This is a genomic window from Staphylococcus sp. GDY8P120P, assembly GCF_017892065.1.
GTDB lineage: Bacteria > Bacillota > Bacilli > Staphylococcales > Staphylococcaceae > Staphylococcus > Staphylococcus nepalensis.
Genome location: NZ_JAESKI010000003.1, coordinates 421,803 through 434,782, shown reverse-complemented (window position 1 = coordinate 434,782; position 12,980 = coordinate 421,803). Strand labels below are relative to the sequence as shown.

Sequence of the window (12,980 nt, the reverse complement as noted above, 5' to 3'; positions counted from 1 at the left end):
ACATCGAAAAAAGGTCTATTCTCTAACTTTAAATAATTAGTGAATAGACCTTAATTTAAATGAACTTCTAATAAATTAGCCAACGAGATATTCCTCCAAATTTTTGTATTCTTCAGTATAACGTTTGAAATCATTCTCGTTTTTATTTTTAAGAGCGTTATCTATCAGATTTTCTAGTTGCTGTTTACGTACATTCCTTAATGATTCGTCAATGATTAATTCAATACCTAAGTCGTTAATTGTTGATACAAAAGACTCTAATGTATTGTATTTTACATGTGTATTATGTTTCATTGAAAACACAACCTCTCTATCTATATTTACGTATAGTATACAAGGTTTTGAATCCTAAATCAACGAATATTCTGACTTTTCTGGAAAAATTAGTGTAAAATGCAACTTTCAGTAATTTAAAAATAGAAAAAGTTTCGCACCTAAAATTTAATTGCGGAAAATTTATAAAATATTTTATAATATAAGTTGATTTTAAATTGGTGTTGGTATATTATTTGAGTATCACCAAATTTTGCAAGGAGGTCACAACTATGAATCAACCGTACATTATTAAAAAAGGTGATATGGCATTACAACCTTGCCATCTAGCTATTGGACAATATGAAGGAACGCGCGTACTAAGGTATAAAGAAGATGAAGATGTGATTAAAGAACGTACACATAAAATTATTGATCGTTCCTGTAGATTTTATGGTAGTAGTTATGTGTTTAAGAAAGAAGACACCATTCGGATCACTGGTATTAGCAGTAAACCCCCAATTCTATTTACTCCATTATTTCCCACTTATTTTTTTCCAACTCATTCTGATAGAAAAACACAAAATACATGGATTAACATCCATTATGTTCAAAGTATTAGATCATTAAAAGATAAAAAATGTAGAGTTAACTTTGTTGATAATCAGTCTATCATTGTCAGTATTTCAGCACATAGCATGCATCATCAATATTTAAATGGTATTTATTATTATTATATGATGGACAGAGCAGCTAGGGTTGCAACTTTTGATCCGGAATCTCCAATAGATTATACGAAACCACAACTTAATATATACGAAGCATTAGCTAAATACTCTTTGTTTGAAAGCAAATAGTTAAGAATTATTTAAATTATTAATGTAAAATTAGGATATGCGGAATATTATATTAATTTAGTGTAAATGTTCTGCATATTTTTTTGCAATAGTACTTGAAAATTTGTTATTAATTGATATAATAATATTTGTGCTTGATTAGAGATACAAATTAATCCACAGTAGCTCAGTGGTAGAGCTATCGGCTGTTAACCGATCGGTCGTAGGTTCGAGTCCTACCTGTGGAGCCATTGGAAACGTACTCAAGTTGGCTGAAGAGGCGCCCCTGCTAAGGGTGTAGGTCGCGAGAGCGGCGCGAGGGTTCGAATCCCTCCGTTTCCGTAATAACACAAAATTCTTTAAAATTCTATTTTACAGAATGCCTTAAGAACGTTGATATATCAGCGTTCTTTTTATTTTGTCTAAAATTCTCTATTTGGATGTTTTTAAATTTACTCATTTTAGATCTTAAATTTTTCTGTATTGTTAAGCTTTTCTATTATTTTTATTAAAAGAGATATTTTATGTATTTCTTAGATGTGCTGCACCTCGACCATATATACTAAATAATAAAAAAGGCAGTAAAGACTGCCTTTTTAAAACTATTTAGGGTCTAATTCAAAAATAACTTTTTCATTAGATAAATCTAAAAATTGTTCATATTCTAATTCTATTTTTTCTGGGTTGCCATTAATAGCGAATCCAGATGATCCGTCTATACTTCTTCCAGGCGACAAGCCATCAAGTAACTCATCATCGACAGGGTAAGATTTAGCTTGTTTTCCATCGGTGTAAACTTTTACATCTCCACCAACTGGGATATCGTCACCGCTATTATTTTTAACTGTCATATCAACTTTTAAAATTTTATCTGCTTCAATATCTTCGTCAGCAAATTCGTTTCTTTCATCAGTGTAATATGCATCATTTAAAGTGAATTCTACATCTTTTACTTTAACAGTATCTCCAACATGTTTGATTTCAGTATCATCATCTTTATCTAAGGTATTTTCTTCATTAACATTTTTATCTACTTCATTTACCATGGTTGCTGAACATGCAGCAAAAATAATACCCATAATAATTATGAAAACTAGACAACCGCCACAGCCCCAAAACCATTTCTTTTTCTTGCCTTTCTTCTGCTCCTCTTTGTACTGTTCAAACTGTTGCTGCTGCCTTGCTAATTGCTCTTCCAAAGAAATATCGTTTTGTTCCTTTGCCATTATGTCATTTCCTCCCAAATAATAAATTTATGCTATAAAAACACATTAATATTATTATACGAAAAATAAATAATTATTTGTAGTATGCATAGCAATATATTATTTAACATTTACACAATATTGGGTTTAATATACATAAAATTGAAAAGGTTGTTTAATTAATAACTACCATCATATAAATATAATTTATATTTCATTCTTTAATAGCGTAATGTCTTGAAATTATACTTTACAGAAGAATCAAAGTATTGTTAAATTGATTTTAAGTTATATACATTTTGCTGAAAGGCCTTAATGATATGTTAGAAAGAAATGGTTAATTCTAAGACTGAGAATTTCACTTTTAATCCAAGATTGCAATGTGGCATTTAAATTGACTCCGAATATGCTCGTAGATAATTAAAACCAAGTTTGAAAAATTCAATTATAGAAAGATTATTTCTCTGATTATACGTAAAACAACCGCTCGTACCCATATTGATTATGCCAACAGGGTATAAGCGGTTGCCTACATTTGTTCTTGAAGTTTCGTGCAATTTATTTCGTAAATTTATTTTGATTTATTTTTGATTAAATTTCTAATTCCTTTAACAATATAGCCTACAATAAGGGTTCTAAAAATGCGTTTAATAATGTTCATAAGTTTAACCTCCTAGCAAATAAAAAATCACTCATTTATATACAACTACTATACCCTGTTTAAGACAGCGTAAATAAAGATAGGGAATTTTTTAGAAAGTTAAATGCGGGTTACTTTTCAAGCGTGATTAGACCGTTTTCATCTGCTTTGTTGAAGAAAATCGTTAGTATACCGCTAATTATAGCGATAATGTAAGGGATGCCAGTCCAGAAAAATATTAAATGAATAATACCTTGTAGTAATTGATTTGAATAAAATTTGTGTATACCACACCAGCCTAACAAAAATGCGAGTACAACATATATAACTTTATTTACTTTCATTAGTATAATATCCTTTCCTTTAATTGATTGATTTAATTATCTCTTATATCACGCATTAGGACAAATAAAACAATATGAAAAAGTATATAGGGCACCGTTATGATTACTTCGAATTTTCACATGGATTCGTATATAATAGAATTAATAGTTGGATTAACATAAAGGAGAAATTAAAATGATTAGAAAAGCGAAGCCTTATGATAAAAAAGAAATAGCAGAATTATGTTATATCATCTGGAGTCAATTAGATATAGATATGGTAAAGGAAGTAGAAAAGTCTCGCTTACTTAATATAATGAAACAAAGTATGGTCGACGTAAAATATAGGGGGCACATTAGTAATGTTTGGGTATATGAAATAGATGGTCATATTGCAGGGTGTTTGATAGCCTATCCAGGGGATCAAGAATTAGAACTTGAGCAAGCGTGGTTAGAACTAAACGTAGATGAAGATATTAAAGCTTATGGCACGCCTATGCCAATGAAAGAAGCTAATGATGACGAATGGTATATTGAAACTGTCGCAACGTTCCCTCAATATCGTGGAAATGGTGTAGCAACAAAATTAATTAAACATGTATTAGATAATAATCCAAACGAAAAATGGAGTTTAAATTGTGATGTAGAAAATATAGCAGCGTTGCATGTATATGAGAAATTAGGGTTCCAAATCATGAGTGAATTTGATTTATATGGTCATATGCATTATCACTTAGTATATACTCAATCTTAAAATAATTGTAATAAAAAATCGCTCTTCAAATGAATGAAGAACGACTTTGAATTCAAGCTATTCAATTTAGTGTCTTAATATTAGATACCGCCTAGCAATGCGCTAATATAGATACCTAAAGCATAAAGGACACCAAAAAATGTATTGGTTTTTCCTGTTGCTGCCATTGCAGGCATCATTGATGTAGGGGTATCATTCTTTTTAAATCTACGAACTGCTTTTATTGGCATTGGGAAGGATAGTAAAGCAATTAAGAAAAAGATTGAACCGCCTGGTTTAAAGAATGTAATATAGATAACTAGCAAATAAGCGATGATATACATTAATGCTAAAAAGCGCACAGCATTATTTTTTCCTAATAAAATAGGTAAAGTTTTGCGACCACTTTCTTTATCTTTAACGCGGTCACGGATATTGTTTGCTAAATTGATCAGACCAATCGTAATTACAATCGGAATACTTATCCATATCGCTAGACTCTGTACATTTCCAGTTTGGATAAAGAATGAAATTAGGATAATAATCATTCCCATAAACAAACCAGAGAAAATCTCACCAAAAGGTGTCCATGATATTGGAAAAGGGCCGCCCGTATATAAGTAACCTACAGCCATACATATTAAGCCGATTGGTAGCAACCAGTAAGAACTTTGCGTTGCAATAAACAAGCCAAGTATCGCAGCGATAATATAAAAGGCAATAGCTAAATTCATGACGAGTTTTGGACTCATGCCGTTTCTCACAATGGCGCCGCCTATGCCTACCGAAGTGTGGTCATCTAAGCCTTTTTTAAAATCATAATATTCGTTAAACATATTTGTTGCTGCTTGTATAAGTAAGCAAGCAATTAACATAGCCACGAATAAACTAAGTTTTAGATGATCTTCACTGCCTAACAAGAAAATCTTTGCGGTAGCAGTACCTACTAATACTGGTACAACTGCAGCGGTCAACGTATGTGGTCTCATTAAATGCCAGTATTTTCTGACAGTTGAATATTGTTGGTATTGAGATGCCATAATTTTTTACCTCGAATCCTTTTAATGTAATAAATTTTTATCAAATTTATTTTAATAGAAGAAGGGGTAAAGGTCAAATTACGTAAAAATGTCTGTATGAAATAAGCTGAAAAGCGTACATGGATTTTGAAAAGTGGTACAATATTATAATGAGTGTAAACTGATAATGAAAGAAGTGAAATAGATGACTTTAGATGTCAAGGAAAGTGAAATTGTCGAAGCGGTATACGAAAGTAACCAAACTTGGGTTTCTGTAGAAGCAAAATTAGATTATGAATTAGATCCTACAATATTATTTCATGTAACCGAAGATTGTGCAGGAGACCGTTTCTATTTCAAGAAAAATGACAACGAAACTTCATTCTTTGGCTATCATGCTATTAAGAGATTTAAAAATGATTTTGAAAATAAGCAATCTATTTTCCGCGAGTGGGAAAAATATAAGAATGATATTGAATTAATACATCCAAGCTCCGAGAAACATCATTTGAAAATATGTGGTGGTTTTCAATTTTCATCACATAAATCAGGGGATGAATGGCGCGAATTTGGTATTAATCATTTTGTCTTACCAGAAGTGTTGGTGACGATGGAACAAGGAAAAACATTTATCACATATACTGTAGAATCCGAGAACTTTGAAATAGATGCTTTCTTAGCAATTATTGATAAGCTTACTCAAAAAGATATACAGCTAAATGACAAAATAGGAGATATTAAGCGGATCGATGACATTTATAAAGATGAATGGCGTGATCTAGTTAAAGACACAATTGATATTTTAGACGAAAATAAAAAAATTGTACTTGCAAGAAAACGACTGATTATATTTGATAAGAACGTCAATATCTCATACATCTTAAACAGAGCAATACAGGGTGAACATAATAGTTATTTATTTGTATTAGAATCGCAAGATAGTGTGTTCTTTTCACAGACACCTGAACAGTTAATGGAAGTAAGCGATGATGTTTTATCTACAAAAGCAGTTGCTGGTACAATTAAGAGAACACATCAAGAAGAAATAGATAAAGCAAATATAGATGCATTTTTAAATGATGAAAAAAATTTAAATGAACATCGTTTCGTAGTTGAAAGTATTTTAAATGATATTAAACCTTATGTAGAACAAATTACTTTCAATGAAAAACCACAAATTTTAACGAATGATCATTTATATCATTTATACACTAAAATTAAGGGCCGCTTAACCAAGACATCTTATATTGGCTTACTAGATAACTTACATCCTACGCCAGCATTAGGTGGTTACCCTAAGGACGAAGCAATTTCTTATATTGAGCAGTATGAATTTGGTACAAGAGGTCTATATGGTGCGCCAGTTGGCTATATAGATATGTATGATAACTGCGAATTTATTGTAGCTATTAGGTCTATGTTAATTAAAAAGAACCAAGCAACATTATTTGCGGGGTGTGGCATTGTGCATAATTCTGATGCTGATAGTGAAGTAGCAGAAACTGCTGTTAAATTTAGTCCAATGATGAAAGCTTTAGGAGTAGAGAAATATGAATAATCATACAGATGCTTTAACAAAACAAGTTTTCACACTTGTTTCGGAAATATATGCATATGGCATAAGAGAAATCGTAATTAGCCCAGGGTCTCGTTCAACGCCTTTAGCAATCGCAATTGAGGCGCACCCTAAGTTAAAATCTTGGATTCATCCAGACGAACGTAGTGCTGCCTTTTTTGCTATGGGTTTAATGAAAGGCAGTGAAAGACCAGTTGCGGTTTTATGTACATCTGGCACGGCTGCTGCAAATTATACCCCAGCGATTGCAGAAAGTAATTTAAGTCATTTACCTTTAGTAGTTTTAACAAGTGATAGACCACATGAATTAAGGGGTATAGGCGCACCGCAAGCGATTAATCAGACAAATATGTTTGAAAATTATATACATTACCAATTTGATTTTCCTATAGCAGATGCTAATGAAGTGCAAGATTATATGGCTGATACTGTAAAATTTCAAATGCAAAAAGCGAGTCAATATTTATACGGCCCACACCGAGGCCCGATACATTTAAACTTACCATTTAGAGAACCTTTAACGCCTAACTTAGAAAAAGTAGAGTGGCTAACTTCAGATAACAAAATTTTGCCACATTATCAAAAAACAACGAGTATTAATGAGATAAGCACAATTATGCAAAAGCGTAAAGGGCTCATTATTGTTGGTGATATGCAACATCAAGATGTAGACCAAATTCTTACATTTGCTACGATACATGATATGCCAATTTTAGCCGATCCTTTAAGCCAATTGCGTAGGGAACATCATCCTAATGTGGTGACGACGTATGATTTATTGTATAGATCCGGATTATCAATTAATGCTGATTTTATAATACGAGTCGGTAAACCAGTCATTTCTAAAAAAGTAAATCAATGGTTAAAAGCGACTGAAGCATTTCAGATATTAGTGCAAAATAATGATCGTCCAGATGCATTTCCAAAGGTGCCTCATGTATCTTATGAAATGTCTGCTAATGATTTCTTTAGACAACTATCTGAAATACCTGCGGTTGAACGAAAAAATTGGTTGGAAAAATGGCAATCATTAGAAAAACAAGCACATATCAAAATAAAAGACCATTTAAGAACAGCAACTGACGAATCAGCATTTGTAGCTAATGTATTAGATAAATTGACAAAAGATGATGCACTATTTGTAAGTAATAGTATGCCAATCCGTGACGTTGACAATTTATTTATTGATTGTGAAGCGGAAGTTTATTCTAATCGTGGTGCTAATGGTATAGATGGCGTGGTTTCTACTGCGATTGGTATGGCAGCGCATAAACGTGTAACATTATTAATTGGTGATTTAGCATTTTATCATGATATGAATGGATTGCTAATGTCTAAATTAAATGATATTAATTTAAATATTGTCCTGTTAAATAACGATGGTGGAGGTATTTTCTCTTACTTACCACAGAAAACAGCAGCAGATAGTTATTTTGAAAGACTATTTGGTACACCGACAGGCCTGAACTTCGAACACGCTGCGTTACTCTATGATTTTACATTTAAGCGCTTTGAGTCAATAGAAATGTTTAAGTATGCAGAACTATCAAAATTTGGATCTCATATCTATGAGATTATGACAAATCGTGACGAGAATTTAAATCAGCATCAAAATCTTTATACGAAACTGAGTGATATCATTAATGTTACATTATAAGTTTCACCAATCAAAGAAAGATACGAATCAACTATTGATTTTATTGCATGGTTTTATCAGTGACCAAACTACATTTGATGACCATATCAGTCTGTTTACTGAAGAAGTCAATGTATTAACGATTGATTTACCTGGTCACGGCCACGACCAATCAAATCAAAATTATACATGGTGTTTTAAGTTTATTTGTGAAGAAATAAATCATACACTATCGTTATTTAATACGTATCAATTATTTTTACATGGCTATTCCATGGGTGGTAGAATAGCATTATACTATGCACTATATGGAGCATATAAATTAAACGGATTGATTTTAGAAAGTACGTCGCCCGGTATTAAAAAAGAAGAAGATCGTATTGAAAGGATTCAGGTAGACCAAGCACGTGCAAAAGTTTTGGAAATTGCAGGTTTAGAAATTTTTGTCAATGACTGGGAAAAGTTACCTTTATTTCAAACACAATATGATTTGAGCAAAACAAAGCGACAAAAAATGCGTCAGATGAGAATGCAGCAAGCGCCAATGCGTTTAGCAAAAGCATTGCGAGATTATGGAACTGGACAAATGTCCAATTTATGGCCAAAAATAAAGGATATAAACGTGTCCACATGTATCCTTGTAGGTGCTTTAGATGAAAAGTTTGTAAGCATTGGTCAGAAAATGAGTCAATTGATACCAAATAACCGTTTGTTCAAAATTGCTGATAGTGGACATACAGTACATGTGGAAGAAATGGCAGAATTTGATAAAATAGTATTAGGCTTTATTTATAAGGAGGAGCAAAATGACTAGACAATGGGAAACAATCAAAGAATATAAAGAGATTAAGTATGAATTTTATAATGGAATCGCTAAAGTAACCATTAATAGACCTGAAGTACGTAACGCATTTACACCGAACACTGTCCAAGAAATGATGGATGCATTTTCAAGAGCGCGCGATGACCAACGTATTTCAGTTATTATTTTAACTGGTGAAGGCGATAAAGCATTTTGTTCAGGCGGAGACCAAAAAGTGCGTGGCCATGGTGGTTATGTAGGCGATGATCAAGTCCCTCGTCTTAATGTATTAGACTTACAAAGACTTATCCGTATCATCCCAAAACCAGTTATTGCTATGGTTAGAGGATACGCAATCGGTGGAGGCAATGTATTGAATGTTGTTTGTGACCTAACAATCGCTGCTGATAATGCCATATTTGGCCAAACCGGTCCAAAAGTAGGATCATTTGATGCTGGTTATGGTTCAGGTTACTTAGCTCGTATTGTAGGACATAAAAAAGCACGTGAAATTTGGTACTTGTGCAGACAATATAATGCTCAAGAAGCTTTAGATATGGGCTTAGTAAATACAGTAGTGCCATTAGATGAAATAGAAGATGAAACTGTTAAATGGTGTGAAGATATCATGCAACATTCACCTACTGCATTAAGATTCTTAAAAGCTGCAATGAATGCGGATACTGACGGTTTAGCTGGGTTACAACAGATGGCCGGGGATGCTACATTACTGTATTATACAACTGACGAAGCTAAAGAAGGTAGAGACGCGTTTAAAGAAAAACGCGACCCTGATTTCGATCAATTTCCTAAATTCCCATAATTGAATCAATAAAGATTTGGTAAACCAAACGACGATTCGTTTGGTTTATTTTTTTACGAAAAATACTTTATAATGAGAAAATTAATTGCAAATCTAAGTTTTGGCACTAAATATATGCGTAATATACTATTAATATTTTTTGGGTTACCTGTAAAACTAGAAAATGATTAGAATAAAATGGGTTTCGGTGACATTACGTTGATAAACGCTAGTATTTTTAAAAGTTTTGAGTAGTTTATTATTATATTTTACAGCAAATAAAAATTCTATTAATATAATTGCGAAAGGTTAGAGGAGCGTATGTATGACATAAAATACAAAGGACCATATAATGAAAGAAATGTGTTTTCTATTTTATGTACCAAGTAAAGAAGTAGTAAACAAGTTTAATAGACATCTAAAGCAGTATGATACTAGCTTTCCGAACTGAGCGGTAATGCTATATATTGAAAATAAAGTTACTGTATATATTAAAACTTTAAGCGACAAACGCTATTTAGCTTCAGGAATAATTAGCACGATTATAAAAGTCTAGGAAAGAAAGGATTGATTGAACGAATAAGAATAGAGGCAGACGAACGTAGCATTAAAGTAAAATGAACAGAAAGAGGCACAGCATTAAAAGATCATTTTAAACAAATTGCAGTGACATGTTACAACAGTTTTATATAAATCCAGAAGATATAGAAATGTTTTATAAATTAATACAAAAATTTGCAGAAAAATATTTATTAACTGTTTATGTATGCGTTTTCTTTTCGTTACAGTTTTCCTTATTAATAAACTATAACAGCGACGCTAAGTTTTAATATACTATAACAAAGCATCACCGTTATACAATTAATATCGTTCTATAAGATACTGCTCTAACCTTCTCATAGCTTCTTTTAAAGCATCGAGTTCATAAGCATATGAAATACGTACATGCCCCTTACCAATATCTGTAAAAGAAGAACCAGGAACCATTGCAACATGGGCTTTTTCAAGCACATCGACACAAAATGTAAAATCATCTTCTGTAAAGTTTTCAATATTGGGGAAGATATAAAATGCACCTTCTGGTTTAGCATCTAACTTAAAGCCGAGAGATTGAAGTTTATCAATTAAAAAATCGCGTCTTTCCATATAGGCTTTATTCATATATTGTGGAGCATCTAGGCCTTCGTTTAAAGCAGCAATACATGCAATTTGAGCAGGCACATTAGCACAAATACAATTATACGCATGCATAAAAGTTAATTTTTCTATTAAATATTCTGGACCAAGTAAAAAGCCAATGCGAATGCCAGTTGCAGAATGCGACTTACTTAAACCATTTACTAGTAACAATTGATCACGAATAGATTCGAATTCGGCAAAGGAAGTATGTTTGTTATTAAACGTATTTTCGGCATAAATTTCATCACTAATGATGAAGATTGCTTCATTTTTTAGTACATTAGTAATCGCTTGAACTTCGTCATAAGTTAGAATTACACCTGTTGGGTTAGTAGGATAGTTTAATAGAATGGCTTTAGTTTTAGATGTTATATGTTTTTTTATGGCATGGGGTGTAATTTTAAAGTTCGTTTCAGTTGTATCAATAAACACAGGTATGCCACCAAGTGTTTTTATCAGTGGTATGTATCCAGCGTAAATAGGGCTAGGGATTAATATTTCATCTCCGTGGTTTATAATGCTTCTTAAAACTGTGTCTAATGCTTCACTCGCCCCATTAGTAATAATAATTTCCTCTGAACTATATTGAAAACCATAACGCTGTTTGAAATATTGACTAACTGCATTTCTTGTTTCAAGTAAGCCTTTATTATGTGAATATTTCGTTTGGTCTTCTTTTATAGCATTAATATAAGCATTTTTCACTACGTCAGGCATAGGAAAGTCTGGTTGACCAATAGTTAAGTTTATACAATCATCAATGTCTTTTATTTTATTTGAAAATTGTCTAATACTTGGCGCTGTTAAAAATTTGGAATTGTCATTTAATGATAGTTTCATCGTTTTCACCTCAAAATAGAAATACCGATTTGTAGTTAAAATAGGTACGGATAGCTTAATTTATCAAATTACTACTATCATAACATATTTGTATGCACTACAAATCGGATTAATATAACATTACTCTTTAAAATTAGAAGGGGCTTGCAAGTTAATCACTGGGTTAGTCCATTTCGAAATAAATTTTGTTGATAACACGTATACAATGATACTTGTTAGCAGGATAAGATATATATAAGTCATCACAGAAATATGCTCTTTAAAAGGATAGACACCAAACCCACGTATAACGCCAATAACGATACCATGTAATAGATAAACATACATTGTTCTTCGTCCAATATAAGTGAAAAATCTTTCTTTCTCTGGAACTAAGTTTAGAAAAGAAAACATCGTTATTAAAATAATAAAGTATAATAGTAAACGTTTTATTGGACTATAAAGGTCAAGTTTACCTTCGAGTGACATATAAGGCGAGTGGCCTAAAAGCCAATCAGAATTAATTGGATGTATAGTATAGATGATGAAAAATATTACAAGTACACCCATAGCGATAGGGGCAAACTTTTTATTTCTTAATGTAAGTGTGTGATTACTTGTAAATAAATAACCTAAATAAAATATAGGGAAGAACATGATTGTCCTTGAAAAACTTAAATAATTGTCAATATTATCAGAATAACCTGCAAATAAAGAAATAATTATAGCAATAGGTAAGACATAATAAGGTTTATAATCTTTTACTATGACTAATATGACATGGAAGAAAAATAAGGTAAGTAAAAACCATAATGCGAACACCGGATCAAAAGGATCAAATGTAACGCTATCTTCCTTTCCAGTGAAATAATAATAAAAAGTAAAAAATACAAAGAAAATAAAATAAGGTACTAATAATTTTTTAGAAACTTTTTCTAAATAACCAGCTTGGCCTGCTTTTTTAGCAAAATAACCTGAAATAAATAAAAAGCACGGCATATGGAAGCTATAAATAGTTAAATAAAGCGATGATAGATATTTACTTTCTTCCGTGTATGGTTGTAATAAATGACCAAATACAACAAGAAATATTAATATCATCCTTGCATTATCAAAGAAAAAGTCTCTTTCTTTTAATTGTGCCATGTGGTTGCTCCT

13 protein-coding genes and 2 tRNA genes are annotated in these 12,980 nt (G+C 31.8%); 8 read left to right on the top strand and 7 right to left on the bottom strand.

What is annotated here, in order from left to right; genetic code table 11:
• Nucleotides 1-75: 75 nt before the first annotated feature.
• A complete protein-coding gene (locus KA900_RS04135) occupies nucleotides 76-294 on the bottom strand; it encodes an IDEAL domain-containing protein (protein WP_096810451.1) in 219 nt (72 codons plus the stop codon).
• 251 nt (nucleotides 295-545) lie between these two features.
• Between KA900_RS04135 and KA900_RS04130 the strand changes: the two genes are divergently transcribed.
• The 3 genes from KA900_RS04130 to KA900_RS04120 all read left to right on the top strand — a co-directional run bounded on the left by KA900_RS04130 (nucleotide 546) and on the right by KA900_RS04120 (nucleotide 1,430).
• On the top strand, nucleotides 546-1,109 hold the full coding sequence (locus KA900_RS04130) for a competence protein ComK (RefSeq protein WP_096810450.1): 564 nt from the start codon (nucleotides 546-548) through the stop codon (nucleotides 1,107-1,109).
• A 155-nt stretch (nucleotides 1,110-1,264) separates the two neighbouring features.
• A tRNA-Asn gene (locus tag KA900_RS04125) sits at nucleotides 1,265-1,339 on the top strand.
• Nucleotides 1,340-1,341: 2 nt separating this feature from the next.
• Nucleotides 1,342-1,430 (top strand) — tRNA-Ser (locus KA900_RS04120).
• A gap of 260 nt (nucleotides 1,431-1,690) precedes the next feature.
• Here the strand turns inward: KA900_RS04120 and KA900_RS04115 are convergent.
• From KA900_RS04115 to KA900_RS04110, 3 genes are all read right to left on the bottom strand, one after another.
• Nucleotides 1,691-2,314 (bottom strand): DUF4352 domain-containing protein, encoded by a 624-nt coding sequence (locus tag KA900_RS04115; protein ID WP_103373396.1) that lies wholly within the window; start codon nucleotides 2,312-2,314, stop codon nucleotides 1,691-1,693.
• A 550-nt stretch (nucleotides 2,315-2,864) separates the two neighbouring features.
• Nucleotides 2,865-2,954 carry an SAR1012 family small protein gene (locus KA900_RS14875; protein ID WP_249776154.1) on the bottom strand — a complete coding sequence of 30 codons (90 nt, stop codon included), beginning with the start codon at nucleotides 2,952-2,954 and terminating at the stop codon, nucleotides 2,865-2,867.
• A gap of 110 nt (nucleotides 2,955-3,064) precedes the next feature.
• Nucleotides 3,065-3,277, bottom strand: coding sequence for a TM2 domain-containing protein (locus KA900_RS04110; protein ID WP_046208085.1), 213 nt, complete (start codon nucleotides 3,275-3,277; stop codon nucleotides 3,065-3,067).
• Nucleotides 3,278-3,452: 175 nt separating this feature from the next.
• Here KA900_RS04110 and KA900_RS04105 point away from each other — a divergent pair, with 175 nt between their 5' ends.
• Nucleotides 3,453-4,010 (top strand): GNAT family N-acetyltransferase, encoded by a 558-nt coding sequence (locus tag KA900_RS04105; RefSeq protein ID WP_096810447.1) that lies wholly within the window; start codon nucleotides 3,453-3,455, stop codon nucleotides 4,008-4,010.
• 80 nt (nucleotides 4,011-4,090) lie between these two features.
• Here the strand turns inward: KA900_RS04105 and KA900_RS04100 are convergent, their stop codons facing one another.
• Nucleotides 4,091-5,029, bottom strand: coding sequence for a 1,4-dihydroxy-2-naphthoate polyprenyltransferase (locus KA900_RS04100; protein ID WP_103373398.1), 939 nt, complete (start codon nucleotides 5,027-5,029; stop codon nucleotides 4,091-4,093).
• Between the two features lie 184 nt (nucleotides 5,030-5,213).
• Between KA900_RS04100 and KA900_RS04095 the strand changes: the two genes are divergently transcribed.
• The 4 genes from KA900_RS04095 to menB are packed head-to-tail and all read left to right on the top strand — an operon-like array spanning nucleotide 5,214 to nucleotide 9,845.
• Entirely contained in the window at nucleotides 5,214-6,566 is a 1,353-nt protein-coding gene (locus tag KA900_RS04095) for an isochorismate synthase (RefSeq protein WP_103373399.1), read from the top strand.
• On the top strand, nucleotides 6,559-8,241 hold the full coding sequence (gene menD / locus KA900_RS04090) for a 2-succinyl-5-enolpyruvyl-6-hydroxy-3-cyclohexene-1-carboxylic-acid synthase (protein ID WP_096810444.1): 1,683 nt from the start codon (nucleotides 6,559-6,561) through the stop codon (nucleotides 8,239-8,241). The genes KA900_RS04095 and menD overlap by 8 nt, the downstream gene beginning before the upstream one ends.
• Nucleotides 8,228-9,034 (top strand): 2-succinyl-6-hydroxy-2,4-cyclohexadiene-1-carboxylate synthase, encoded by an 807-nt coding sequence (menH, locus tag KA900_RS04085; RefSeq protein ID WP_210139320.1) that lies wholly within the window; start codon nucleotides 8,228-8,230, stop codon nucleotides 9,032-9,034. Before menD ends, menH begins: the two co-directional genes overlap by 14 nt.
• Complete coding sequence (gene menB / locus KA900_RS04080) at nucleotides 9,027-9,845, top strand: 1,4-dihydroxy-2-naphthoyl-CoA synthase (protein WP_096810442.1); 819 nt, start codon at nucleotides 9,027-9,029, stop codon at nucleotides 9,843-9,845. Before menH ends, menB begins: the two co-directional genes overlap by 8 nt.
• An 840-nt stretch (nucleotides 9,846-10,685) precedes the next feature.
• On the opposite strand, the gene KA900_RS04075 is transcribed toward menB, so the two are convergent.
• Nucleotides 10,686-11,843 carry an aminotransferase class I/II-fold pyridoxal phosphate-dependent enzyme gene (locus KA900_RS04075; protein WP_096810441.1) on the bottom strand — a complete coding sequence of 386 codons (1,158 nt, stop codon included), beginning with the start codon at nucleotides 11,841-11,843 and terminating at the stop codon, nucleotides 10,686-10,688.
• 120 nt (nucleotides 11,844-11,963) lie between these two features.
• Nucleotides 11,964-12,968: an acyltransferase family protein gene (locus KA900_RS04070; protein WP_096810440.1), complete on the bottom strand. Its 1,005-nt coding sequence runs from the start codon at nucleotides 12,966-12,968 to the stop codon at nucleotides 11,964-11,966.
• Nucleotides 12,969-12,980 lie beyond the last annotated feature (12 nt).

Coding starts and splice junctions, on each gene's coding strand:
- KA900_RS04135 (WP_096810451.1), bottom strand. CDS start 294: ATGAAACATAATACACATGTAAAATACAATACATTAGAGTCTTTTGTA.
- KA900_RS04130 (WP_096810450.1), top strand. CDS start 546: ATGAATCAACCGTACATTATTAAAAAAGGTGATATGGCATTACAACCT.
- KA900_RS04115 (WP_103373396.1), bottom strand. CDS start 2,314: ATGGCAAAGGAACAAAACGATATTTCTTTGGAAGAGCAATTAGCAAGG.
- KA900_RS14875 (WP_249776154.1), bottom strand. CDS start 2,954: ATGAACATTATTAAACGCATTTTTAGAACCCTTATTGTAGGCTATATT.
- KA900_RS04110 (WP_046208085.1), bottom strand. CDS start 3,277: ATGAAAGTAAATAAAGTTATATATGTTGTACTCGCATTTTTGTTAGGC.
- KA900_RS04105 (WP_096810447.1), top strand. CDS start 3,453: ATGATTAGAAAAGCGAAGCCTTATGATAAAAAAGAAATAGCAGAATTA.
- KA900_RS04100 (WP_103373398.1), bottom strand. CDS start 5,029: ATGGCATCTCAATACCAACAATATTCAACTGTCAGAAAATACTGGCAT.
- KA900_RS04095 (WP_103373399.1), top strand. CDS start 5,214: ATGACTTTAGATGTCAAGGAAAGTGAAATTGTCGAAGCGGTATACGAA.
- menD (WP_096810444.1), top strand. CDS start 6,559: ATGAATAATCATACAGATGCTTTAACAAAACAAGTTTTCACACTTGTT.
- menH (WP_210139320.1), top strand. CDS start 8,228: ATGTTACATTATAAGTTTCACCAATCAAAGAAAGATACGAATCAACTA.
- menB (WP_096810442.1), top strand. CDS start 9,027: ATGACTAGACAATGGGAAACAATCAAAGAATATAAAGAGATTAAGTAT.
- KA900_RS04075 (WP_096810441.1), bottom strand. CDS start 11,843: ATGAAACTATCATTAAATGACAATTCCAAATTTTTAACAGCGCCAAGT.
- KA900_RS04070 (WP_096810440.1), bottom strand. CDS start 12,968: ATGGCACAATTAAAAGAAAGAGACTTTTTCTTTGATAATGCAAGGATG.